General features: G+C 65.5%; 22 protein-coding genes and 1 rRNA gene. 1 reads left to right on the forward strand and 22 read right to left on the reverse strand.

Annotated features, from left to right (window positions below):
* Together MFM001_RS03430 and murA are read right to left on the reverse strand one after the other, a co-directional pair.
* Nucleotides 1–484 (reverse strand): 16S ribosomal RNA (locus MFM001_RS03430); the annotation flags it as partial.
* Nucleotides 485–721: 237 nt separating this feature from the next.
* Nucleotides 722–1,975, reverse strand: coding sequence for a UDP-N-acetylglucosamine 1-carboxyvinyltransferase (murA, locus tag MFM001_RS03435; protein WP_116373642.1), 1,254 nt, complete (start codon nt 1,973–1,975; stop codon nt 722–724).
* 59 nt (nt 1,976–2,034) lie between these two features.
* Between murA and MFM001_RS03440 the strand changes: the two genes are divergently transcribed.
* On the forward strand, nt 2,035–2,619 hold the full coding sequence (locus MFM001_RS03440; RefSeq protein ID WP_116373644.1) for a cob(I)yrinic acid a,c-diamide adenosyltransferase: 585 nt from the start codon (nt 2,035–2,037) through the stop codon (nt 2,617–2,619).
* 7 nt (nt 2,620–2,626) lie between these two features.
* Here the strand turns inward: MFM001_RS03440 and MFM001_RS03445 are convergent, their stop codons facing one another.
* From MFM001_RS03445 to MFM001_RS03545, 20 genes are all read right to left on the reverse strand, one after another.
* Entirely contained in the window at nt 2,627–3,070 is a 444-nt protein-coding gene (locus MFM001_RS03445) for a DUF2550 domain-containing protein (protein WP_116373646.1), read from the reverse strand.
* Nucleotides 3,071–3,085: 15 nt separating this feature from the next.
* Nucleotides 3,086–3,451, reverse strand: coding sequence for a F0F1 ATP synthase subunit epsilon (locus tag MFM001_RS03450; protein ID WP_116373648.1), 366 nt, complete (start codon nt 3,449–3,451; stop codon nt 3,086–3,088).
* A gap of 21 nt (nt 3,452–3,472) precedes the next feature.
* Nucleotides 3,473–5,023: a F0F1 ATP synthase subunit beta gene (gene atpD / locus MFM001_RS03455; RefSeq protein ID WP_116373650.1), complete on the reverse strand. Its 1,551-nt coding sequence runs from the start codon at nt 5,021–5,023 to the stop codon at nt 3,473–3,475.
* A 23-nt stretch (nt 5,024–5,046) separates the two neighbouring features.
* Complete coding sequence (locus tag MFM001_RS03460; protein ID WP_116373652.1) at nt 5,047–5,970, reverse strand: F0F1 ATP synthase subunit gamma; 924 nt, start codon at nt 5,968–5,970, stop codon at nt 5,047–5,049.
* Between the two features lie 6 nt (nt 5,971–5,976).
* Nucleotides 5,977–7,629 carry a F0F1 ATP synthase subunit alpha gene (gene atpA / locus MFM001_RS03465; RefSeq protein ID WP_116373654.1) on the reverse strand — a complete coding sequence of 551 codons (1,653 nt, stop codon included), beginning with the start codon at nt 7,627–7,629 and terminating at the stop codon, nt 5,977–5,979.
* 43 nt (nt 7,630–7,672) lie between these two features.
* Nucleotides 7,673–9,013, reverse strand: a complete 1,341-nt coding sequence (locus MFM001_RS03470; protein WP_116373656.1) for a F0F1 ATP synthase subunit B/delta — start codon at nt 9,011–9,013, stop codon at nt 7,673–7,675.
* A gap of 6 nt (nt 9,014–9,019) precedes the next feature.
* Entirely contained in the window at nt 9,020–9,553 is a 534-nt protein-coding gene (locus tag MFM001_RS03475) for a F0F1 ATP synthase subunit B (protein WP_116373658.1), read from the reverse strand.
* 9 nt (nt 9,554–9,562) lie between these two features.
* Nucleotides 9,563–9,808 (reverse strand): F0F1 ATP synthase subunit C, encoded by a 246-nt coding sequence (locus MFM001_RS03480; protein ID WP_099539703.1) that lies wholly within the window; start codon nt 9,806–9,808, stop codon nt 9,563–9,565.
* An 87-nt stretch (nt 9,809–9,895) separates the two neighbouring features.
* The gene (gene atpB / locus MFM001_RS03485; RefSeq protein WP_116373660.1) at nt 9,896–10,651 is read right to left on the reverse strand and encodes a F0F1 ATP synthase subunit A; all 756 of its coding nucleotides are present in this window, start codon (nt 10,649–10,651) and stop codon (nt 9,896–9,898) included.
* On the reverse strand, nt 10,644–11,111 hold the full coding sequence (locus MFM001_RS03490) for an ATP synthase subunit I (protein WP_116373662.1): 468 nt from the start codon (nt 11,109–11,111) through the stop codon (nt 10,644–10,646). The genes atpB and MFM001_RS03490 overlap by 8 nt, the downstream gene beginning before the upstream one ends.
* A 223-nt stretch (nt 11,112–11,334) precedes the next feature.
* A complete protein-coding gene (locus MFM001_RS03495) occupies nt 11,335–12,519 on the reverse strand; it encodes a glycosyltransferase family 4 protein (RefSeq protein ID WP_116373664.1) in 1,185 nt (394 codons plus the stop codon).
* A gap of 7 nt (nt 12,520–12,526) precedes the next feature.
* On the reverse strand, nt 12,527–13,180 hold the full coding sequence (locus MFM001_RS03500) for an L-threonylcarbamoyladenylate synthase (RefSeq protein WP_116373666.1): 654 nt from the start codon (nt 13,178–13,180) through the stop codon (nt 12,527–12,529).
* The gene (gene prmC, locus MFM001_RS03505; RefSeq protein WP_116373668.1) at nt 13,177–14,022 is read right to left on the reverse strand and encodes a peptide chain release factor N(5)-glutamine methyltransferase; all 846 of its coding nucleotides are present in this window, start codon (nt 14,020–14,022) and stop codon (nt 13,177–13,179) included. Before prmC ends, MFM001_RS03500 begins: the two co-directional genes overlap by 4 nt.
* Nucleotides 14,019–15,092 carry a peptide chain release factor 1 gene (gene prfA / locus MFM001_RS03510; RefSeq protein WP_116373670.1) on the reverse strand — a complete coding sequence of 358 codons (1,074 nt, stop codon included), beginning with the start codon at nt 15,090–15,092 and terminating at the stop codon, nt 14,019–14,021. The genes prmC and prfA overlap by 4 nt, the downstream gene beginning before the upstream one ends.
* A gap of 66 nt (nt 15,093–15,158) precedes the next feature.
* On the reverse strand, nt 15,159–15,401 hold the full coding sequence (gene rpmE / locus MFM001_RS03515) for a 50S ribosomal protein L31 (RefSeq protein WP_045380239.1): 243 nt from the start codon (nt 15,399–15,401) through the stop codon (nt 15,159–15,161).
* Nucleotides 15,402–15,508: 107 nt separating this feature from the next.
* On the reverse strand, nt 15,509–17,125 hold the full coding sequence (gene fadD1, locus MFM001_RS03520; protein ID WP_116373672.1) for a fatty-acid--CoA ligase FadD1: 1,617 nt from the start codon (nt 17,123–17,125) through the stop codon (nt 15,509–15,511).
* Between the two features lie 81 nt (nt 17,126–17,206).
* Nucleotides 17,207–18,976, reverse strand: a complete 1,770-nt coding sequence (gene rho / locus MFM001_RS03525) for a transcription termination factor Rho (protein WP_116373674.1) — start codon at nt 18,974–18,976, stop codon at nt 17,207–17,209.
* A 271-nt stretch (nt 18,977–19,247) separates the two neighbouring features.
* A complete protein-coding gene (gene thrB / locus MFM001_RS03535; RefSeq protein WP_116374351.1) occupies nt 19,248–20,183 on the reverse strand; it encodes a homoserine kinase in 936 nt (311 codons plus the stop codon).
* A gap of 54 nt (nt 20,184–20,237) precedes the next feature.
* Complete coding sequence (thrC, locus tag MFM001_RS03540) at nt 20,238–21,320, reverse strand: threonine synthase (protein WP_116373676.1); 1,083 nt, start codon at nt 21,318–21,320, stop codon at nt 20,238–20,240.
* The gene (locus MFM001_RS03545) at nt 21,317–22,642 is read right to left on the reverse strand and encodes a homoserine dehydrogenase (protein ID WP_116373678.1); all 1,326 of its coding nucleotides are present in this window, start codon (nt 22,640–22,642) and stop codon (nt 21,317–21,319) included. The genes thrC and MFM001_RS03545 overlap by 4 nt, the downstream gene beginning before the upstream one ends.

Here is a 22,642-nt window from a genome sequence, read left to right on the forward strand (position 1 = left end):
CTTCTCCACCTACCGTCACCTGAGTCACCCCAAGCTTCGTCGATGGTGAAAGAGGTTTACAACCCGAAGGCCGTCATCCCCCACGCGGCGTCGCTGCATCAGGCTTGCGCCCATTGTGCAATATTCCCCACTGCTGCCTCCCGTAGGAGTCTGGGCCGTATCTCAGTCCCAGTGTGGCCGGACACCCTCTCAGGCCGGCTACCCGTCGTCGCCTTGGTAGGCCATCACCCCACCAACAAGCTGATAGGCCGCGGGCCCATCCCACACCGCAAAAAGCTTTCCACCACACACCATGCAGCATGTGGTCCTATCCGGTATTAGACCCAGTTTCCCAAGCTTATCCCGAAGTGCAGGGCAGATCACCCACGTGTTACTCACCCGTTCGCCACTCGAGCACCCCCCGAAAGGGGCCTTTCCGTTCGACTTGCATGTGTTAAGCACGCCGCCAGCGTTCGTCCTGAGCCAGGATCAAACTCTCCAAACAAAACCTTCAAAAAAGGCCAATCAGAGAAACCTGACAAACAAACAAAAACACCACACCCATGACACGGGGCATCAAAAGGCATGGCAAAAACAACAACAAACAAAACCACCAAACACACTATTGAGTTCTCAAACAACACCCATTAACAGGCAACCCTGCCACTATACTCCGCGACATAGGCCCGGTCAACTCCGGTAGCTGCTCCGCTCGGGATCAGCGGGAGTCGTTAAGTGCTCGCTATTCTACCCGCTCGATCTCAGCTCCGAGACTGGCCAGGTTCTCCACAAACAACGGATATCCGCGATCGATATGGAAGACGTCGTGGACCTCGGTGTCGCCGTCGGCCACCAGACCGGCCAGCACCAGTCCGGCGCCCGCGCGAATATCAGAGCACCACACGGGCGCACTGGATAGTTGCGGGAGGCCTCGCACGACGGCATGGTGTCCGTCGGTGCGGGCGTCGGCGCCAAGCCGGATCATCTCTTCGACGAACCGGAATCGTGCCTCGAACACATTCTCGGTGATCATCGATGTTCCGTCGGCGATCGAGGCCAACGCGATGGCCATCGGCTGCAGGTCGGTCGGGAAGCCCGGAAACGGCAACGTCGCGACGTTGACGGCCTTCGGCCGTTCGTACTGCACCACCCGGAAACTGTCATCGGTCTGGGTGACGGTGGCGCCGGCGTCGTGCAGCTTGTGCAGTACGACCTGCAGATGCGCCGGGTCGATCCCGGACACCGTGATGTCGCCGCGGGTCATGGCCGCGGCAATCCCCCACGTAGCGGCGACGATCCGGTCCCCAATCACCCGATGCTCGGTGGGATGCAACTGCGGGACACCGGTGATCGTCATTGTCGGCGAGCCGGCGCCGTCGACCTGTGCGCCCATCTGATTCAGCATCGTGCACAGGTCAACCACGTCCGGCTCGCGCGCCGCGTTGTGAATTGTGGTGACGCCGTCGGCCAGAACGGCCGCCATCAGGATGTTCTCGGTCGCCCCCACCGAAGGAAACTCCAGCTGAATCTCCGCACCGCGCAACGTTTCTGCCTGTGCGACGACGCAACCGTGTTCGATGTTGCACCGTGCGCCCAGTTGCCGCAGGCCCGCCTGGTGCATGTCCAGCGGGCGTGAGCCGATGGCATCACCGCCAGGCAGCGCGACCTTGGCCCGCTTGCACCGTCCGACCAGCGGCCCCAATACGCAGACCGACGCGCGGAACTGGCGGACCGCGGCGAAGTCCGCGTCGTACTTCGGCTCGTCCGGGGACGTGATTCGGACGGTGTCGCCGGCGAGTTCGACGGTGGCGCCCAGGCCTCGCAACACTTCTGCCATCAAAGGGACGTCAAGAATGTCGGGGCAGTTGGTGATCGTGCTGGTGCCCTCGGCCAACAGTGCCGCGGCCATCAATTTGAGAACGCTATTCTTGGCGCCCCCAACAGCAACTTCGCCCGACAACCGGTTACCGCCGGCCACCACGAAACGCTCCGCCACCCGCGTTAGTTTAGTGAGCGGTATCGTCCCTGTCAGTCAGCCCGGTACCGTTTTGAGACATGGCCGTACATCTGACCCGCATCTATACCCGCACCGGCGACGACGGCACCACCGGGTTGAGCGATTTTTCGCGGGTTTCCAAGACCGATCCCCGGCTGGTGGCCTACGCCGATTGCGACGAGGCCAACGCGGCGATCGGCACCGCGATCGCGTTGGGAAACCCGGAGCAGCGCATCGCCGACGTGTTACGGCAGATCCAAAACGACTTGTTCGACGCTGGCGCCGACCTTTCCACCCCGGTGGTGGAAAACCCGAAATACCCTCCGCTGCGTGTCACGCAGCCCTACATTGACCGGCTGGAGCACTGGTGTGACGAGTTCAACGAAGGGCTGCCGGCACTGAACTCCTTTGTGCTGCCTGGTGGTTCGCGCCTTTCGGCGCTGCTGCACGTCGCGCGCACCGTGGTACGTCGCGCCGAACGTTCCGCCTGGGCTGCTATCGATCAGCATCCGTCGGACGTCAGTCCGCTGCCGGCGAAGTACTTGAATCGACTGTCGGACTTGCTGTTTATCCTGTCGCGGCTGGCCAACCCTGAGGGCGACGTGCTGTGGCAGCCGGGCGGCGGACAATCGGAGCAGTCGTAGGCGCGTGTCAGGTGCTGCGGCGACGGGCGCGCGGTGAGGGACGGGATTCCAGCCAGGACAGAAATGCCGTCAATGCGCCTCGGTCCAAGGCGATTTCATAACCTCGTCTTCGATCCTGGGTTGTGTCACGCAACTCGAGTACGACGATCTCCTCGGTCATGATGTCGAACTCGTCGCCGCGAGGTGAGCGCCGCGAAATGATTTCAATGCCACGCCTGCTGAGTCGGCGGTCAGGCCATAGCCGCACGCTCGACAGCCGGTAGAAGGCGGCCTCGCCGCCGCGGTAGCGGATGACGCCGTGGCGCCAGCCGTGGCCTCCCACCGCGGGAAAGTCGCGCATGATAGCGGCTGTACCACCTTGACGCAGTTTCCACAACCGAAAACTCAATGCCAGGACCGCAAGTCCCAACAGGGCGATGAGCACGACCATGCCGACCATGGGCGCGCTCATCGGCTGCGAACTCCGTTAGTCGAGCGCGCCGACAGCGCGCAGCCTGGCCCGGCCCCTGGCGGCGATGCGGGGATCGTCGGACTCGGAATCCTGTTTCGCGGTCGCCTCGTCGATCTCGGATTCGAATTCCGCGGATTCGGCGAGAATGCTGACTCCCTCTTCGGTCACCGACAGGAACCCGCCGTCCACCGCGATGCGCAGGTCCTTGTCGCCCTCACGCTCGACGCGCACCATGGCGTCGTCGACCAGTTGGGCTACCAGCGGAATATGCCTTGGCATAATGCCGATTTCGCCGACGGTGGTGCGGGTGAAGATGAAAGTCGCCTTGCCGGACCAGATCTTGCGATCGACGGCGACGATCTCGACGTCCAATTCGGCCACGTCACGCTAACCTTTCGCCGCTCAACCTTCGCCGTCCGAAGAACCGTTGCCACCATTGTCTTTCTTGGCGCCGTCGTCCTTCTTGTCGCCGCCGGACTTCTTCGAGCCGCCACCATCCAGCTTGGCGCCGAAGCTCTCGGCCTTCTTGGCCAAGTCGTCCAGGCCGCCGATCAGGAAGAAGGCCTGCTCGGGCACGTGGTCGAACTCGCCCTTGCACAGCCGGTCGAAGGCCTCGATGGTCTCCTTGACCGGCACGGTCGAACCGGGCTGACCGGTGAACTGCTCGGCCGCCATCATGTTTTGCGAGAGGAAACGTTCGATGCGCCGTGCCCGCTGCACCTGCTGCTTGTCCTCTTCGGACAGCTCGTCGATACCAAGGATCGCGATGATGTCTTGAAGGTCCTTGTAGCGCTGGAGGATTCGAATGACTTCCTGGGCTACCCGGTAGTGCTCTTCGCCGACCACGGCCGGGTCGAGGATGGTCGAGCTGGACGCCAGCGGGTCCACGGCCGGGAAGATGCCCTTCGAGAACACCGACCGGCTCAGCTCGGTGGTGGCGTCGAGGTGGGCGAAGGTCGTCGCCGGTGCGGGGTCGGTGTAGTCGTCGGCGGGAACGTACACCGCCTGCATCGAGGTGATCGACTTGCCTCGTGTCGAGGTAATCCGCTCTTGCAGCTCACCCATTTCGTCGGCCAGCGTGGGCTGATAACCCACCGCCGACGGCATCCGGCCGAGCAGCGTCGACACCTCCGACCCGGCCTGGGTGAACCGGAAGATGTTGTCGATGAACAGCAGCACGTCCTGGCCCTGCTCGTCGCGGAAGTACTCGGCCATGGTCAGCGCCGACAGCGCCACCCGCATACGGGTGCCGGGCGGCTCGTCCATCTGACCGAACACCAGCGCGGTGTCCTTGAGCACATCCGCTTCGCCCAACTCCACCCACAGGTCGTTACCCTCACGGGTGCGCTCCCCCACGCCGGCGAAAACCGAAGTGCCGCCGAAGTTCCGGGCGATGCGGTTGATCATCTCCTGGATGAGCACGGTCTTACCCACACCGGCACCGCCGAACAGCGCAATCTTGCCGCCGCGCACATACGGTGTCAGCAGGTCGACGACCTTCAAACCCGTCTCGAGCATCTCGGTACGAGGCTCCAGCTCGTCGAACGCCGGCGGCTTGCGGTGGATGGGCCAGTGGTCGAAGTCTTTTCCGTAGCCTTCGTCGTCCAGGCAGTCGCCCAGCGCGTTGAAGACGTGGCCCTTGACGCCGTCGCCGACGGGAACCGAAATCGAGGCGCCGGTGTCGATCACCTCGACACCGCGCACCAGCCCGTCGGTGGGCTGCAGCGAGATGGTGCGCACCAGGTTGTCGCCGAGGTGCTGCGCCACTTCGAGTGTCAACGTCTTGGCGAGCGATTTGAACGTGACGTCAGCGTGCAGCGCGTTGAACAGATCCGGCACGGACCCACGCGGAAACTCGACGTCGACGACGGGCCCGGTCACCCGCACCACACGCCCGTTGTTGTCGTTGCTCTTGGCGTTGTTCGACTTCTGAGTCTGTTTGGTAGCAGCCATATCTTTTCGCTTCCTAGAGGGGCTTATCCAGCGGCTTCGGCGAGCGCGTTTGCCCCACCGACGATTTCGCTGATTTCCTGGGTGATTTGTGCCTGCCGCTCGCGGTTGGCCTGCAGCGTGAGGTCCTTGATCAGATCGTCGGCGTTGTCGCTCGCCGACTTCATTGCCCGTTGGCGCGAGGCCAGCTCGGATGCCGCGGACTCGAGCATCGCCGTGTATACGCGGGTGGTCAGGTACCGCGGGAGCAACGACTCGAACAATGTGGTCGCATCCGGCTCGAACGAATACAGCGTGTGCAGTCCGGCTTCTTCCTCGACGTACTCAATGACCATCGGTGCAATCCGGTGCGCCTCCGCGGACTGCGACATCATCGACTTGAACTCGGTGTAGACGATGTGCAGTTCGTCGACGGGGGCAGGGCCCTCCTGCTCCTGGGGCTCACGGTCCTCCACGGCGCCGGCCATGAATGCACTCACCAGTGTTTCGGCGACCTCCGCCGCGTTCTCATAGCTGGGCCGCTCCGAGAAGCCCGTCCACGACTCACTGATATCCCAGTTCCGGAACGTGTAGTAATTCAACGCTTTACGCCCGACGACGTAGAGCACCGGCGACTTGCCTTCTTCACGCAGCAGCGAGAAGAGTTCCTCGGCCCGGCGCAAGACGCTGGAGTTGTACGCGCCACAGAGTCCACGGTCGGACGAGACCACCAAGACGCCGGCCCGTTTCGGCTCCGGCTGCTCGACCAGCAGCGGATGGTCCAAAGCCGCTTCGGCGGCCAGGGTGGTGAGCATCCGGGTGATCTCGTTGGAGTACGGCCGTGCAGCCTCCAGCCGGGCTTGCGCCTTGCCGATGCGCGACGTCGCGATCATCTCCTGTGCCTTGGTGATCTTTTTGATCGACCCTGCGGAGCGGATCCGACCTCGCAGTTCGCGAAGTGTGGCAGCCATTTTCGATTACTTCTTCTTCTTGGGCGGCGCGGGCTTGTGAACCTGCACCGCCTCTTTCGCCAGTTTTTCTTCGTCCAGGGCTTCGACGTGCTCGTCGGGCACCACCGAGCCGCCGCCGGTCGCTGCGAAGCCCTTCTTGAACTCGTTGACCACCTCGGTCAGCTTGTCGGCCAACTCGTCGCTGAGCTTCTGTGATTCCCGGATCTCGGAGAGAATGCCCTCTTCGGAAGCACGGACATGGTCGAGGAACTCGCTTTCGAAGCGCCGAACGTCTTCCACCGGAACCGAATCCAGGTGACCGCCGGTACCGAGGAAGATGGCAACCACCTGCTCCTCGACCGGCACCGGCTGGTTTTGCGGCTGCTTGAGCAATTCGACCAAACGCTCACCGCGGGCCAACTGCGCCTTGGACGTGGCGTCCAGGTCCGAGGCGAAGGCCGCAAACGACTCCAGTTCGCGGTACTGCGAGAGGTCCAGCCGCAGCGACCCGGCGACTTCCTTCATCGCCTTGATCTGCGCGGCGCCACCGACCCGGGACACCGACACACCGACGTTAATCGCCGGGCGCACACCCTGGTTGAACAGATCGGACTCCAAGAAGCACTGTCCGTCGGTGATCGAGATGACGTTGGTCGGGATGTAGGCCGAGATGTCGTTGGCCTTGGTCTCGATGATGGGCAAGCCGGTCAACGAGCCGCCGCCGAGCTCGTCGGAGAGCTTGGCGCAACGCTCCAACAGCCGGGAGTGCAGATAGAACACGTCGCCCGGGTAGGCTTCGCGGCCCGGGGGGCGGCGCAGCAGCAGCGAGATCGCGCGGTACGCCTCGGCTTGCTTGGAAAGGTCGTCGAACACGATCAGCACGTGCTTGCCCTCGTACATCCAGTGCTGAGCGATCGCCGAACCGGTGTATGGCGCAAGCCATTTGAAGCCGGCAGAGTCGGATGCGGGCGCAGCGACAATCGTCGTGTAGTCCATTGCACCGCCCTCTTCGAGGGTGTGGTGGACGGAAGCGACCGTGGTGCCCTTCTGCCCGATGGCGACGTACACGCAGCGCACCTGCTTGTCCTCGTCGCCCGATTCCCAGTTCTGACGCTGGTTGAGGATGGTGTCGACACACACCGCGGTCTTGCCGGTCTTGCGGTCGCCGATGATCAGCTGGCGCTGCCCGCGCCCGATCGGGGTCATGGCATCAATGGCCTTGATCCCAGTCTGCAGTGGCTCTTTGACGCCCTGACGCTGCACCACCGACGGCGCCTGAATTTCCAACGCCCTGCGTTCTTGCGCTTCGATGTCTCCGCGACCGTCGATCGGCTGACCCAGCGGATTGACCACCCGGCCCAGGAACCCGTCGCCGACCGGCACCGACAACACGTCGCCGGTGCGCTTAACCTGCTGGCCCTCTTCAATTTTCTCGAAGTCACCCAGGATCACCGCACCGACGCTGTGCTCGTCGAGGTTGAGCGCGACGCCCAACACACCGCCGGGGAACTCGAGCAGTTCCTGCGTCATCACAGACGGCAAGCCCTCGACGTGCGCGATACCGTCACCCGCGTCGATGACCGTGCCGACCTCTTCCCGGGCGGTGTCGGAAGTGAAGGAGCTAACGTATTCCTCGATCGCGCCCTGAATGTCGTCAGGGGAGATTGTCAACTCTGCCATGGCTTTTCGTCTTCCTGCTTGATTGTGGTGATTAGTTTGTTGTTCAGTCCGGTAGCTGGGTCTGCGCCTTGGCGAGACGAGACGAGAGCGTCCCGTCGATCACCTCGTCGCCAACCGAGATCGACAGTCCGCCCAGTAGTTCGGGATCGATCTGCATCTGCACCGTCACCGGGTGGCCGTAGATACGGCTCAGCACCTCGGTGACGCGGTTGCGCTGAGTGTCGCTGAGTTCGGTCGCAGCGCTGACGTGAGCGACGACCTCGCCGCGACGGGCCACCGCCACTTCCGCGAGTTGCAGCACGGCGTCCTCGATCGATTGGCCGCGCAGCAATTCGACCGTCTGCGACAACAGCGCCGACGCGATCGGGTTGACGGTGGTGTCCGCGCTGTCGAGCACCTTGCGCAGCAGCTGAACCCGGCCGTCGGCGGGGGCGGAGTAGTCGCCCAGCAGGATGGCCAGGCGGGGCTCGGCGTCGAGGATGCGGTTGAACCGGAACAGCTGGTCTTCCACCTCGTCGACCTGGCCGGCACGCTCGGCGCGCATCAGCAGTGCATTGCGCGCAACATGTTCGACGGCGTCGACCAAATCCGAACCGGTGGACCAACGTTCGGCGACGGCGCTCTTGAGGATGTCGAGCGCGGGCTCGCCCACCTTGCCGGATACCAGCCGCTCGAGCAGTCGCACTCTGGGCGCCGCGTCTTCGGCGGGCACGGTGAGATACCGGGTGACCACGATCTCGCGATTCAGCAGCGAGGCCACCGATGCAAGGTCGTCGGCGAGGGCGGACAACCCTTTGTCGTCAAGGTCCTTGGCGATTTCGTCGAACCGGTCCACCAGGGCGGTCAGCGCGCGCCGGCTGGCCGAGCGCATCTTGGCCAGCACGGGATAGGAGACCTCGGCCTCTGAGGGGGCCATGGCCTCGAGCTCGTCGAGAAAGCGGTCGACAGTGGCCGCCTGCTGCTCGGAGTCGGCCACGTAGCCGCGCACCAATTCGCCTGCGCGCCGCACTGATTCGACGCCGATGTCGCCCCGGAGCTGGCGAATCAGCTGCGCGCGCAGCAGTTCCACCTGCTTGGCGCCCTGGGTTTTGATGCGCTCGACTTCGACGTCGGCCTGTGCCCGCAGTTGTTCGGCGATACGTTCGGCGTCAATGCGAGCCTCCTCGGTGACCCTCTTGGCCTCAGCCTTGGCCTCTTCGAGCGCCTTGGTGTGGGCCTGGCTGGCTTCCTCCAGCTTCTTGGCGGCCGTCGCCGAGTCCTCCAACTGTTGCCGAACGGTTTCTTGCCGCTCGACCATCAGCCTGCGCACCGGCGGCACGACATAGCGCCACACCAACAACACGATGGCGATGAACCCGGCCAGTTGCCCGATGAAAGTCGACATCGGCGGTTACCGTCCGGACCCGGTCGCAGTCGTCGTGACCGAGGTGGTGACCTCGACACCCAGGATGCGGCTGGCCAGGGTGGTGGCCATGCCCTCTACCCGAGAGCGCAGCTCCGCGGCCACGGCGTCACCCTCCCGCTTGAGTTGCTCCGCGGCGTCCTGCAGGGTCCCGGCCACCTGTTCCTCGGCCCGACCCCGCATGTCCTCGATGACCTTGCGTCCTTCGGCCCGGGCATTGTCGCGGGCGGCCGACGCTTCCACCCGGGCCTCGGACATTGCCTTCTCGAAATCTTCCTGCGCAGCGGCGAACTGCTCGGCCGATTTCTTGTTGTCCTCCAGGGTTTTGGTGACCATGTTTTCGCGCTCGTGGAGCACCCTCATGATCGGCGGCACGACGAAGGTGCCGATCACGCCGAGCACGATCAAGAAAATGACCAGCACGACGAAGAAGGTTCCGTTGGGAATGAGGAAGTTGTTGCCTTCGGCTTCCTCGGCGGCCCGGCTTGCGACGGCCAGGACAGTAGCGCTCATGTCACCCATCCCTGCGGACTACTTGACTGGCGTAGCGAAGACGAACAACGCCATGAACGCCAGGTTGATGAAGTACATGGCCTCCACCAGACCGACGGTAATGAAGAACGGGGTGAACAGCCGGCCTTGTGCCTCGGGCTGCCGGGCGACCCCGGAGATCAGCGCGTTACCGGCGATGCCGTCACCGATGGCCGCGCCGACAGCGCCGCCGCCCAGGATCAGCCCGCCGCCGATGAGCGCGCCGGCTGCGATTTGTGGGTCCAGTCCTGCCATTCCATATCCTCCTTGACGTCTGGTAGCGGTCTACCAGATTCCTGTGGTGGTCCTTGCCTCGGGCGAACTCGTGATCGTCTACCCGTGGTCCTCTTCCGTTTCCATTGCCTGACTGAAGTACAAGATGGTCAGCAACGCGAAGATGAAGGCCTGGATCAACCCGACGAACAAGTCGAATGCCTTCCAGATGGCGTTGGGGGCCCACATGATGTACGGCGGGAAGAGCGCGATCAGCGCGACCAGGATTCCGCCGGCGAAGATGTTGCCGAAAAGTCGGAGCGACAACGAGATCGGCTTGGCGATCTCTTCGACCAGGTTGAAAGGGGCCATGAACGCGACGTGGCCCTTGAGCACCCCGATCGGGTGTCCCACGGGGCCGCGGCGCCAGATACCGGCCGCGTGGTAGCAGATGAACACGAAGAGCGCGAGGGCCAGCACGTAGTTGATGTCCGCCGCCGCCGACTTGAGCAACTCGGTGGTGCGCCCCTCGGCGTCGGTGTACTGCAGTGGCAGCACCGAGAGCCAGTTCGAGATCAGGATGTAGACGAAGATCGTGACCGCCAGCGGCAGCACGAACGGGGCGATGCGCATGCCGATCGCGCTCTCGATCTGGTTGCGCATCCCGATGGTGATCGCCTCGAAGAACAGCTGCACGCCACCCGGCACGCCACTCGAGGTGACCTTGGCGCGCAGGAAGAACGCCAGCGCGATCACGATGACGGCGGCGATGGCGCTCGACAGGACCGTGTCGGTGTTGACGGTCAGGCCGAACCAGTGGGCGGTGGTGTGCTCGCCGACTTCGATGTTCGCCTCGGCCAGGAGCGCCTCAGTCATCGCTGCCTTCCCTCCCCTCACTACCGCTGCCGCCCGCAGTCGGCTCGACGGTTCCCGCGCGCATCTTCTGCCAGACCGGCAGAGCGGTGCTGAGCACCAGCAGCACCTGGAAAAGCGCCAGTCCAAAAACTACGCCCAACCCCTCCGGCCGGAAGGCAAACGCGATGATCAGTCCGATCACGGAGATAACCAGCAGCCGTGCCGCCGAATTCAGCGCCATCTTCTTTTTCAGCGGGTGCGCGTCGGCGGTGATCACCGCAACGGAACGCCGCACACCGAGTGCGTTGAGCAAACCCATCAGGAGCCCGATTCCGAAGAACACACCGATCATCGGATGGTCGAGCCAACCGGCGGCGGCGATCGCCACGGCAGTCAGGGCAACGGAGATGACGAACAGTCGAACTGGCCGGAACGCAACGGACGGAAACACCAACGGCGCGTCCTGCGCTGGCGTTGTCACAGCTGCACCTCAGTCCTCGCTAGGGGGAGTTGCCTGGTTGATCGTTGCGTGGCCCGTAGAGCGTATCGGAGGGCAATCGGCGCGCTCGAATCACCCAAGGAGTAGCTCCCCATGTCGGTCGTAGGTCGGCGCGAACGGAACTGAATCCGACGGCCGGTGGCCGGCAACCCGCGAGGTTTAATTCGGGTTCTAGCTGCACCGTACCACACGGCAGGCGACTCTACTACTCCTCGTCGTAGACGTCGTCGTCGCGTCGCAGCAAGGGAATCAGCGTGGCGATGATCGCGATGACGATCGCGGCCAGCATCACCACTCCGGTCTCGCGGGGATCGAAGAAAATCGAGCTCGCCGCTCCGAACGCGACGATGCCCACCCACAAGTAGATGAGGAGCACCACGCGCCGATGCGAATGACCGATCTGCAGCAGCCGGTGATGCAAATGCATCTTGTCCGGAGTGGAGAAGTGCACGCCGGCGCGGGTGCGGCGAATCACCGCCAGCAACATGTCGAGCATGGGCACGAACATCACCGCCACCACCAACAGGAACGGGGACAGCAGAGCAAACACATCGCGGGCGCCGTAGGCGTTCTGGGAAATGGGCCCCGCGGCGGTTGTCGACGCGGCCGCGAGCATCAGTCCGATCAGCATCGACCCGGAGTCGCCCATGAAGATCTTGGCCCGGTGGAAGTTGTGCGGCAGGAAGCCCAGACAGGCTCCGGCGAGCACCACCGAGATCACCGCGGGCGGATAGAACAGCACGTCGCCGCCGTGGTCGCGAAGCAGGCCGACCGAGAACATGCAGATTGCCAGCGCGGTGATCAGGCCCAGGCCGGCGGCCAGTCCGTCGAGGCCGTCGACGAAGTTCATCGCGTTGACGATCGACACGGTCAGCGCCAGAGTGAGCAGGATCGACGAAACCTGGTCCAGCACGATGGTTCCGACGCCGCCGAGCGGGATGTAGAGCACGCTCCAGGCGACGCCCATGGTGACCAGCACGCTGGCCGCGGTGATCTGTCCGGCGAATTTCGTCAGCGCGTCCAGACCCCACTTGTCGTCGATCAGACCGATGCCCATGATCACGCCGCCGGCCACCAGCACGGCGGGCATACCGGAGGAGTAGACGAAGCCGCGGGTGAGCGCCGGAAGCTGGGATGCGAGAAAGACCGCAGCGATGACACCGAGATACATGGCCAGCCCGCCCATCCGGGGCGTCGGCGTTTCATGGACGTCGCGTTCGCGCGGGTAGGCCACCGCGCCGAACCGGGTTGCCATCACGCGGACCGGCCCGGTGGCGAAGTAGGTGATGATCGCGGCGGTCAACCCAACTAGCACGAGCTCGCGCAGCGGGACACCGGCGCCGCGATCCGAAAGCGCGAGCACGCTGACCACTTCGCGACCGTACTGCATGACCCGATCAGCCCATCAAAGCTGCGGCGTCCACCTCGAGCACCGCGGCGATGGCGTCTGCGCTCACGGGTCCGGGCCGCAGAATCCGGGGGGTCGGCCCGGTCAGGTCCAAGATCGTCGACGCCGCCTGCTGCGCGGATGGGCCGGCGTCGAGATAGACCTCGACGGAATCTCCGAGTTGCCGACGGGCATCGTCGGCGTCGACGGCGGGCGGCTGCCCGGAGACGTTGGCGCTGGACACCGCCATCGGGCCGACCTCGCGCAGCACGTCGATCGCGACCGGGTGCAACGGCATCCGCAGCATCACCGTGCCGCGGGCATTGCCGAGGTCCCACTGCAGCGACGGCGCCTGCTGGACAACGAGGCTCAGCGCGCCGGGCCAGAACGCGCGGATGAGGTCGCGGGTCCCCTGCGTCACGCTGAGGGCGAGGCCGTCGATGGTGTTCCAGGAGCCGACTAGCACTCCGACCGGCATGTCCCGACCGCGGCCCTTCGCCGACAGCAGGGCGGCCACTGCTGCGCTGTCGAAGGCGTCGGCGCCGATGCCGTAGACGGTGTCGGTGGGCATGACGATGAGCCGGCCGTTTTTGACCGCGCCGGCGGCCGCAGCGATTCCGCGTGAACGCCGGTCGGGGTCGGCACAGTCGAACACCTCTGTCATGCGTCGCTCCTTCGGCGCGCGGTCACGAACCTGGGCCGGCCGGCTAGATCGGTATGGGCGACGACGTCGTCGAAAAGCCCTGTGCCGGAGGTTAATTCAGTTGTCTGCGTCGAGGTGGTGTCGTCGTGCTCGACGGCGAACAAGCCGTCCGGACGCAACCACCGGCCGGCGAGCGCGACGATCGCTCTGATCACCGTCGTCCCGTCGGGCCCGCCGAACACCGCGTGGGGAGGATCATGTTGGGACACTTCGGGTTCCAGCTCGGCGTTGTCGGGAACGTACGGCGGGTTGGCCACCACGAGGTCGACGTGGCCGTCGAGCTCGCTGAGCAGGCCGGGGGTGGTGACGTCGGCGCGCAGCAACTGCACCGTGGTGCCGGCGGCGTTGCGTCGGGCGTAGTCCAGGGCGGCATCGGAGTCGTCGATACCCAGCACCCGAGCCGACGGGTAGTAGTGCGCCAGTGCGACGGCCAGCGCACCCGACCCGGTGCACAGGTCGACGATGACCGGCCGTGCGGAAAGACGTTGCCCGGTGGCCCATTCCAGCATGGCCTCGGTTTCCGGGCGCGGGATGAACACACCTGGGCCGACGTTCAGGGTCACGGGTCCGAAGGTTACTGCGCCGGTGAGGTGCTGCAGCGGTACCCGGCGCGAACGCTCCGCGACAACCGACTGGTAGCGGGCGAAGAACTCGTCGCCCGGTGAGTCCAGTAGCGGCAGGCGTCCCCGCTCGGTACCGGCCAGGTAGGCGGCCAATTCCTCGGCATCGTAACGGGCAGAGTCGATTCCGGCTTCTGCCAACCTCGCCGCAGCCGAGTCGATCGCGTGCCGCAGTCTGGTCATGCCTGCTGCAGTCGGGACTGCTTGTCTGCGGCGCTGAGCGCGTCGAACAAGTCGTCGAGGTCGCCGTCGAGAACCTGATCGAGATTGTGTGACTTGTAACCGACGCGGTGGTCGGTGATGCGGTTCTCCGGAAAGTTGTAGGTGCGAATGCGTTCGCTGCGATCCACCGTGCGGATCTGACTGGCCCGGTCGGCCGACGCGTCGGCCAGCGCCTGCTCCTCGGCCATCGCCTGCAGGCGCGCGGCCAGCACTTGCAGGGCACGGGTCTTGTTCTGCAACTGGGAGCGTTCGTTTTGGCAGGTGACGACGATTCCAGTGGGCAGATGGGTGATTCGCACCGCGGAGTCGGTGGTGTTGACGCCCTGGCCGCCCTTACCGGACGACCGGTAGACGTCGATGCGCAGATCCGACTCGTCGATCTGCACCTCCCCGACTTCCTCGGGCTCCGGATAAACCAGCACACCCGCTGCCGAAGTATGCACGCGCCCTTGGGATTCCGTGACCGGTACGCGCTGCACGCGGTGCACGCCGCCCTCGAATTTCATGCGGGACCACACACCGTCGGCGGAGTCGCCCTTGCTGGCGATGGACAGCGTCGCGTCCTTGTAGCCGCCCAGATCCGAAGTGGTCTCGTCCAGGACGGTCACCGTCCAGCCGTGCCGCTCGGCGTAGCGGATGTACATGCGGGCCAGGTCGGCGGCGAACAACGCCGATTCCTCGCCGCCCTCACCGGATTTCACTTCGAGCAGGATGTCGTCGGCGTCGTGCGGGTCGCGTGGGGCCAGCATGTCGGTGAGTTGCGTGTCCAGTTCGGCCGCCCGCGCTTCGAGTTCGGTGACCTCGGCGGCGAACGAGTCGTCGGACGCGGCCAGCTCCCGTGCGGCCTCCAAGTCGCCGCGCACTGTCTCCAGTTTGCGGTGAGTGGCGACGATCGGCGCCAACTGGGCGAAACGGCGCCCGACTTTGCGGGCGTTGGCGGGGTTGCTGTGCAGTTCGGGATCGGCCAGCTGACGTTCGAGGTCGGCATGTTCGGCCACCAGCGCGTCGATAGCCTGCACGCTCTGCGTCATCTGCACCTCCGAACACAAAACGACGCCCGACCTGTGCGGGTTCCGCGACAGGTTCGGGCGTCGGCGCTATTTGTCGGCGTTGGCTTCTTTGTCGGCGCCGGCCTTGCGCTTGCCGTAGCGCTTCTCGAAGCGGGCAACCCGACCGCCGCTGTCCAGAATCTTCTGCTTGCCGGTGTAGAACGGGTGGCACTGCGAGCAGACCTCGACCACGATGCGGCCGCTTTCCTTGGTGCTGCGGGTTTGGAAGGTGTTGCCGCAACCGCAGACCACGGTGGTCTCGCCGTATGCCGGGTGAATACCAGATTTCATGATTTCCTCTTCAATCGTCGGCCGCCGGGTCGTCCGCATCGCGCCGATGCTCGGACGTGAACCGGAACCTGAGGGGTTGGCGGTTGATTATGCCAGCTCAGCCGCCCTTAGCCCAAACGCGGGGACGCCGGAGCGCATTCCCCGGCGCGATCCAGCACGCCGTAGCTGCTGCCGCGGGGGGCACGCGTCCACAGCACACCGCCGTCGACCGCGGTGCCGCGGGCTCTTAGCTCCCGCTTGAGGACCTTGTTGGTCGCAGTGCTGGGCAGGCTGTCGGTGATCCACACGTAGCGCGGCCAGGCCTTCGGCGACAGGTCGGGTTGGCCAGCCAGGAAGCCGCCGAACTCCTGCGGTGTCAGCTCGGCGCCGTCGACCAGCACGATCGCGGCCATCACCTGGTCGCCGACGTGCTCGTCGGGCACCGCATACACCGCGACCTGGCTGACGGCAGGCAACCGCTGCAGGATGCGCTCGATAGGCGCGGTCGTCATGTTTTCCCCGTCGACCCGCAGCCAGTCCCCGCTGCGGCCGGCGAAGTAGATCCAGCCGTCGTCGTCGCGATAGGCCAGGTCGCCCGACCAGTACATGCCGTCCCGCAGCCGCGCGTCGGTGGCGTCCGGGTCGTTGTAGTAGCCGGCGAACAGTCCGGCGCCGGTGGTGTTGACCAGTTCGCCGATGGCCTCCTCGGCGTTGGTCAGGGCGCCGTCGTCGTCGAACCGGGCGGGAGGGCATTCGGTGAGGGTGTCGGGGTTGTAGATGGCCACGCCGGGAAAACCGCGGCCCAGCGAGCCGGGTGGGCAGCCGTCCTCGCGGGTGATGATGATGGCGCCTTCGGTGGAGCCGAAGCCGTCCCACACCGTGCAGTCGAACCGGCGGCTGAACTCGGCGATGTCGCGGTCGCTGGCCTCGTTGCCGAACGCCACCCGCAGCGGGTTGTCGTGGTCGTCGGGCCGCTCGGGGGTGGCCAGCACGTACGCCAGCGGCTTGCCGACGTAGTTCATGTACGTCGCGCCGTAGCGGCGCAGGTCTGCCAGCAGTCCCGACGCCGAGAAAGTGGCCGGCACCATGGCGCCCCCGGAGCCGACGGCCACGCTCCACCCGGCCAGCAGTGCGTTGGAGTGAAACAGCGGCATCGACAGGTAGCAGACATCGGAGGCGGTGACCCCGAACCGCTCGATCAGGGACGCGCCGGCAAACAGCACGGTCAGATGGGTGACCTGCACCGCCTTCGGTTCGCCGCTGGTGCCCGAGGTGAAGATCATCATGAAGGTGTCGGTGGGCGTGACCTCGCGATACGGGGTCAGCTCCCCAGCCGACGTCAGCAACGCTGACCAGTCGTCGCTGGACGTGTCGAAGACCCGCACTCCGGGCAGGTCCAGGCCGTCGAGAAGGCCGCGGTGCGCGGCATCGGCGAGCAGTATCTGGCAGTCGGCCCGGGCGATGTCGCGGGCCAGGGCCTCGCCGCGGCGGGTGTCGTTGATGCCGCAGAGCACATAGCCACCGAGCGCGGCCGCGGCCATCGCGGTGAGCATTTCCGGGGTGTTGCCCAGCAGCGCGCCGACGTGCAGCGGGCGTTGGCGGTCGGCGATGCCGATCACGGCGGCGGCGACGGCGGAGGCGTCGGCGAGATGCTGGCGCCAGCTCCAGACCCAGTCGCCGTACTTCACGGCGGGACCGTCGTCGGCGATGCGTTCGCGGAGCAGTTGCTGCAGAGTGTCCGCCACGGACTCGCACCTTACCGGCGCGACGTCAATTGCTTAGCGGGACGGCGGGATCGCCCGCCGTCGCTGATGTGCTACGTCCAGTTAGTCGTTGTCCATGCCGGGCGTGGTCTTGGACACCTGCACCAGGAATTCGTAGTTGTTCTTGGTCTTGCGCAGCTGCGAGATCAGCAGATCGATGGCCTGATGCGAATCCAGGCCTGAGAGTACCCGGCGCAGCTTGTGCACGATCGCGAATTCGTCTGGTGACAAAAGCAATTCGTCCTTGCGGGTACCCGACGGGTTCACGTCGACCGCGGGGAACACCCGTCGCTCAGCGATCTTGCGGTCCAGCTTGAGTTCGGCGTTACCGGTGCCCTTGAACTCCTCGAAAATCACTGTGTCACCGGTGGATCCGGTCTCCACCATCGCGGTGGCGATGATCGTCAACGACCCGCCTTCCTCGATGTTGCGTGCCGCGCCGAGGAAGCGCTTGGGCGGGTACAACGCGGTGGAGTCCACACCACCGGACAGGATGCGGCCCGACGCCGGAGACGCATTGTTGTAGGCGCGGCCCAGCCGGGTGATCGAGTCGAGAAGCACCACAACGTCCTTGCCCTGTTCGACGAGGCGCTTGGCGCGCTCGATCGCCAGCTCGGCAACCGAGGTGTGGTCGGACGGCGGGCGGTCGAAGGTGGAGGCGATGACCTCACCCTTGACCGAGCGCTGCATGTCGGTGACCTCCTCCGGCCGCTCGTCGACGAGCACGACCATGAGGTGGCATTCCGGGTTGTTCTTGGCGATCGCGTTGGCGGTGTCCTGCAGGATCGTCGTCTTACCGGCTTTGGGCGGTGACACGATCAGCGCGCGCTGGCCCTTACCGATCGGCATGATCAGGTCGATCACCCGGGTGGTGAGCCGCTCGGGCGCGGTTTCCAGACGCAGCCGTTGGTTCGGGTACAGCGGGGTGAGCTTGCCGAATTCGGGACGCTTCTTGGCGTCTTCGACGGGCCCGCCGTTGACGCTGTCCAGGCGCACCAACGGATTGAACTTCTGCCGCTGGTTGGGCTGTTCACCGTCCTTGGGCACCCGCACGGCACCGGTCACGGCGTCGCCGCGGCGCAAGCCGTTCTTGCGGACCATGTTCATCGACACGTAGACGTCGTTCGGGCCGGCCAGATATCCGGAGGTGCGCACGAATGCGTAGTTGTCCAGGACGTCGAGAATGCCGGCCACCGGCTGGACGACGTCGTCTTCACGCAGTTCGGTTTCACCGCCGTCACCCGAGCGCTCACCGCGACGCCTGCGCTCCCGGAACCGACGGCCACGTCGGCCCTGGCGTCCTTCGCCGTCGTCGTCTTGCTGATTCGAGCCGCCGCGGTTCTGCTGTCCGCCCGAACCCTGCTGGTCGGCACCTTTGTCCGACTCGCGCTCGTCTGTCTTGATGTCTTGTTGGTCGCGTGTCTGGGTCTGCTTCTCAGTCGCGGCAGAGTCGGCATCGCGAGTGGCGCTGCGTCGTTCGCGGCGGGGCGCCTCGTCGGAGACGGTCTCGGTTGGGTTAGCCGGCGGGTCGGACTTGCTGTCGTCGCCTTTGGCTTCTTTGGCGTCTTTGGCCGCCGCCCCGTTGGCGTGTCCCTGGATGTCGCGGATCGCCGCGATCAGTTCGTTCTTGCGCATGCCCGACGTGCCTTTGACGCCGACCCGGTTGGCCAGCGCACGCAGTTCGGGAAGCACCATCGTGGACAGCGAACCGTCTTTGGTGCTCACCGCCGGCGCGGATGCGTCCGAGGCGGTGGGATTGTCTGGGGTCACGGAATTCGACAGCTTGTCGTCTTGGGTGCTGTCGCCAGCCGTGATGAGGTCCGTATCAGTCACGGATTTCCTTTCTTCCCTCGCTGATCGGATCACGCGAGGGGTTCGTTGCATTCAGCCAAATCGCCGAGTGCTGCCAACCATCGACTCTGCAACGGTGATCGCCAAGACTGGCGGGTTAAATGGCGAACCATCGTCCACGAGAAGAATTTGGTGGTTGTCCTGGTTGCACGCAGTGTCTATGCATGATGCAGAAGCTGCGATTGCTGGACGGCTCCGAGGATAACCCGCTTTTTTGCCGGAAGCAAGAAACCCATCCTCCCGCCTGTCGGCATCAACTCGGGACCGCAACCCCAGAACTCCAGCGAACTCCGTCGCCTGCGCTCATCTCGCGGACGGTGAACCCGTTTGCGGCGCCGAACTCGATGGCCTCTGCGGGCAGCTCCGGTTCCGTGCTCAGCGCAATCACCGCAGGTCCGGCACCGGAAAGTACGGCTGCGACGTTGTAACGGCGCAACAGCCGAAGGTATTCCGCCGATGCCGGCATCGCGGGGGCCCGCTGCGGCTGGTGCAAAACGTCTTCGGTGGCCGCCATCAGCAGGTCGGGCCGTTCGGTGAGCGCGATCACCAGCAGCGCAGCGCGGCTCACGTTGAACCGCGCATCAACGTGGCTGACCTGCGCGGGAAGCAGTACCCGGGTCTCGGCCGTCGATGAGCGCTGCTCGGGAATGGCCGGAAACAGGTGGACGTCGGGGTGCAGCCGCAGCGGCACTCCGGCGTAGCCTGGCGGCTCGCGGCTGCTGTCGGTCCACGACACCACCGCACCACCGAGCACAGCGGCGGCCGCATTGTCGGGATGACCTTCGAACTGCGAGGCCAGCTGGATGAGTTGAGTTTCGGACAGCGGCGTCGAATCGGCTTGTGCCAGAAGGCCGTTGACCGCGGCGAGGCCACCGACCACCGCTGCGGCGGACGAGCCTAGGCCGCGGGAATGCGGGATCGTGTTGCGACATCGCACGGCGAGGCCGGGGACACTGACACCGGCAGCTTTCAGGCCGCATTCGACGGCCCGGACCACCAAATGGTCTGCGCCGCGCGACAGTTGGTCCGCGTCCTCGCCTTCGACATGCACGGTCAAGCCGGAAGCCGTTGTCTCGACGACGATTTCGTCGTAGAGACTCAGCGCAAGCCCGATGCTGTCGAAGCCGGGGCCCAGATTGGCGGTCGACGCCGCGACGACGGCGCTGGCCGACAGCCCCGAAGGCAGCATCTGTCCTCCGTGGCGACCCGCTTCGCCCGGCTCCGCCGCGCTTGCGATCGCCACCTAGACCAGTCCCAACTTCGCGACGACGGCGACGGGGTCGACTGGCACGGGCGACACTTTCGGCAGGTCTTTGAGTGCGGTGTCGGGATCCTTGAGGCCATTGCCGGTCACCGTGCACACGACCGTCGATCCGCGCGGGACCCAGCCGTCCTCGATCGATTTGAGCAGCCCGGCGATGCTGGCCGCCGACGCCGGCTCCACGAACACCCCTTCGGAGCGGGCCACCAGGTGGTAGGCGGCGAGGATCTCGTCGTCGGTGGCGGCCAGGAAGCGCCCGTCGGACTGCTGCTGAGCCTCGACGGCTGACGTCCACGACGCCGGCGAACCGATGCGGATCGCGGTGGCGATGGTCTCGGGCTTGCTCACCGGCTGGCCCAGCACCAGCGGCGCCGCGCCGGCCGCCTGGGTGCCCAGCATGCGGGGCAGCTTGTCGATGATGCCCTCGCGGTGATATTCCGTGTAGCCCTTCCAGTACGCGGTGATGTTGCCGGCGTTTCCGACCGGCAGCGCATGCACGTCCGGTGCGACGCCGAGCGCGTCGACGATCTCGAATGCGGCCGTCTTCTGACCCTCGATGCGCACCGGGTTGACCGAGTTGACCAGTGAGATGGTCGGAAAGTCATTGGCCATCTTGCGGGCCAGCTCAAGACAGTCGTCGAAGTTGCCGTCGATCTGGATGATCTTGGCGCCGTGCATCACCGCCTGGGCCAGCTTGCCCATCGCGATCTTGCCCTGAGGTATCAGCACCGCACAGGTGATGCCCGCGCGCGCAGCGTAGGCAGCCGCCGACGCCGAGGTGTTCCCGGTCGACGCGCACAGCACGGCCTGTTGACCGCGGGCCACTGCGTCGGTGACCGCCATGGTCATGCCGCGGTCCTTGAACGACCCGGTGGGGTTGAGGCCCTCGACCTTCAGATGCACTGTGCAACCGGTCTGTTCGGATAGCCCGGTCGCATGGATCAGCGGGGTGCCGCCCTCGAACAGCGTGATCGGGGTCCAGTCGTCGCCGACGGGCAGCCGGTCGCGGTAGGCCGCAATCACACCCGGCCACGGCTGATGGGTGCTGGTCTTCGGCAAACTCATGGGTTGGTTCCTTCCAGCCGCAGCACACTGGCCACGGCCTGCACCACGTCCAGATCCTCCAGCGCGGCAACGGTTTCCGACAGGGCGCCGTCGGTGGCCCGGTGGGTGACGACGACGACGCGAGCCCCGACCCGTTGGCCGCCTTGGTCGACCACGCCTTCCTGGCGGACCTCGGCGATGCTCACTTCCCGCTTCGCGAATTCCGCTGCAACCGAGGACAATACGCCGGGCTCGTCGGCAACGTGCATGCTGACGTAGTACCGGGTCGAAGCAAGACCTATCGGAATGACCGGCAGCTGAGCGTATTTGGACTCCCGCGGACCGCGGCTGCCCAGTACCCGGTTGCGGGCGGCCATCACCAGGTCGCCGGTCACCGCCGAGGCGGTCGGCGCTCCCCCGGCACCCTGACCGTAAAACATCAGCCGGCCGGCCGCCTCGGCCTCGACTACCACCGCGTTGAACGCGCCGTTGACCGCGGCCAGTGGATGGCTCAGAGGCACCAGGGCAGGATAGACCCGTGCCGAAACGCGTTGTTGCCCACCGTCGACGGTGACGCGTTCACAGATGGCCAGCAGCTTGATGGTGCAGCCGAGGGCCCGCGCCGACTCGAAGTCGTCGGGAGTGATGTTGGTGATGCCCTCGCGATAGACGTCGTCGGCGGTGACCCGGGTGTGGAAGGCGATGGACGCCAGGATCGCCGCTTTGGCGGCGGCGTCGTAACCCTCGACGTCGGCGGTGGGGTCGGCCTCGGCGTAGCCGAGCGCGCTGGCGTCGGCCAACGCGGCGGCGTAGTCGGCGCCGGTGCTGGCCATCTCGGAGAGGATGTAGTTGGTGGTGCCGTTGACGATGCCGGCCACCCGCTGGACCGTGTCGCCGGCCAGCGACTGGGTCAGCGGGCGGATGACAGGGATGGCCCCCGCCACCGCGGCCTCGAAATACAGGTCCACGTTGGCGGTTTCGGCCGCCTGCGCGAGCTCACCGGTGGAGATCGACAGCAGTGCTTTGTTCGCGGTGACGACGGACTTGCCGTGTTCGAGCGCCGACAGGATCGCCTTGCGGGCCGGCTCGACCGGCCCCATCAGCTCGACGACAATGTCGACGTCCTCGCGGGATACCAGCTCTTCGATGTTGTCGGTGAGCAACTCGACGGGCACGCCACGGTCGGCGGCCACCCGGCGCACGCCGACCCCGCGCAGCACCAGCGGGGCGCCGATCCGGGCCGCGAGGTCGTTGGCGCTGTCCTCGATGATGCGGACAACCTCACTGCCGACGTTGCCCAGTCCCAGCACCGCTACACCGACCGGCTTTCCATTACCGCTCAC

The sequence above is a fragment of the Mycobacterium sp. MFM001 genome (genome assembly GCF_003402475.1).
GTDB lineage: Bacteria > Actinomycetota > Actinomycetes > Mycobacteriales > Mycobacteriaceae > Mycobacterium.

Bases quoted from the DNA above. Each gene is read 5' to 3' on its own strand.
- MFM001_RS03440 (WP_116373644.1), top strand. From the start codon at position 2,035: ATGGCCGTACATCTGACCCGCATCTATACCCGCACCGGCGACGACGGC.
- MFM001_RS03445 (WP_116373646.1), bottom strand. From the start codon at position 3,070: ATGAGCGCGCCCATGGTCGGCATGGTCGTGCTCATCGCCCTGTTGGGA.
- atpD (WP_116373650.1), bottom strand. From the start codon at position 5,023: ATGGCTGCTACCAAACAGACTCAGAAGTCGAACAACGCCAAGAGCAAC.
- MFM001_RS03460 (WP_116373652.1), bottom strand. From the start codon at position 5,970: ATGGCTGCCACACTTCGCGAACTGCGAGGTCGGATCCGCTCCGCAGGG.
- atpA (WP_116373654.1), bottom strand. From the start codon at position 7,629: ATGGCAGAGTTGACAATCTCCCCTGACGACATTCAGGGCGCGATCGAG.
- MFM001_RS03470 (WP_116373656.1), bottom strand. From the start codon at position 9,013: ATGTCGACTTTCATCGGGCAACTGGCCGGGTTCATCGCCATCGTGTTG.
- MFM001_RS03475 (WP_116373658.1), bottom strand. From the start codon at position 9,553: ATGGGTGACATGAGCGCTACTGTCCTGGCCGTCGCAAGCCGGGCCGCC.
- atpB (WP_116373660.1), bottom strand. From the start codon at position 10,651: ATGACTGAGGCGCTCCTGGCCGAGGCGAACATCGAAGTCGGCGAGCAC.
- MFM001_RS03495 (WP_116373664.1), bottom strand. From the start codon at position 12,519: ATGCAGTACGGTCGCGAAGTGGTCAGCGTGCTCGCGCTTTCGGATCGC.
- MFM001_RS03500 (WP_116373666.1), bottom strand. From the start codon at position 13,180: ATGACAGAGGTGTTCGACTGTGCCGACCCCGACCGGCGTTCACGCGGA.
- prmC (WP_116373668.1), bottom strand. From the start codon at position 14,022: ATGACCAGACTGCGGCACGCGATCGACTCGGCTGCGGCGAGGTTGGCA.
- prfA (WP_116373670.1), bottom strand. From the start codon at position 15,092: ATGACGCAGAGCGTGCAGGCTATCGACGCGCTGGTGGCCGAACATGCC.
- rpmE (WP_045380239.1), bottom strand. From the start codon at position 15,401: ATGAAATCTGGTATTCACCCGGCATACGGCGAGACCACCGTGGTCTGC.
- thrB (WP_116374351.1), bottom strand. From the start codon at position 20,183: ATGCTGCCTTCGGGGCTGTCGGCCAGCGCCGTCGTCGCGGCGTCGACC.
- thrC (WP_116373676.1), bottom strand. From the start codon at position 21,320: ATGAGTTTGCCGAAGACCAGCACCCATCAGCCGTGGCCGGGTGTGATT.